1 protein-coding gene is annotated in these 672 nt (G+C 47.8%); it reads left to right on the forward strand.

Annotation, left to right across the window (positions count from 1 at the left end; genetic code table 11):
- The coding region (locus DC366_RS19520; protein WP_207768800.1) for a leucine-rich repeat domain-containing protein at positions 1–672 on the forward strand (672 nt) is incomplete at both ends.

The raw sequence follows: 672 nt of genomic DNA on the forward strand, positions 1-672 counted from the left end.
CCCTCAAATTTTTGTTCCTTATTCATTGCCTCATTCCCCACAACACTAATACACCCATTGTCGTTGCCAATCCTTTCTCCAGCATTACAAGCTCCTCTTCCTCCTCCTCTTCCTCTTCTTCACCATTTCATTTGCAGAACTTTGCAATCCAAATGACAAAAAAAGCCCTCCTCAATATCAAAAAAGCCTTCAACGATCCCTACATTCTAACCTCATGGAAACCTGAAGAAGATTGTTGCACTTGGTATTGTGTTGAATGTGATCGAAAGTCCCACCGGATCATCGCCCTCACCGTCTTCGCCGACGACAGACTCTCCGGCCAAATCCCACCCTTTGTCGGCGACCTCCCATTCCTCGAAAACCTCATGTTCCACAAGCTCCCAAATCTCATTGGTTCCATCCCACCTACCATTGCTAAACTCAACAACCTCAAATACCTTGACTTAAGTTGGAATGGTCTCTCCGGTTCAATCCCAAGCTTTCTCGGCTCCCTCCCCAATCTTGATTATCTCGACCTCTCTTTCAACCGCCTCACTGGCTCCATTCCTAGCTCCCTCGCCAACCTCCGCCATCTCGGCGCTCTCCATTTGGACCGAAACAAATTAACGGGACCGATCCCCGATTCCTTTGGAAACTTCAAGGGAAAAACCCCTTATCTTTACCTATCCCACC

Origin of the sequence: Pelagivirga sediminicola, from assembly GCF_003072125.1 — a bacterium.
Lineage (GTDB): Bacteria > Pseudomonadota > Alphaproteobacteria > Rhodobacterales > Rhodobacteraceae > Roseovarius > Roseovarius sediminicola.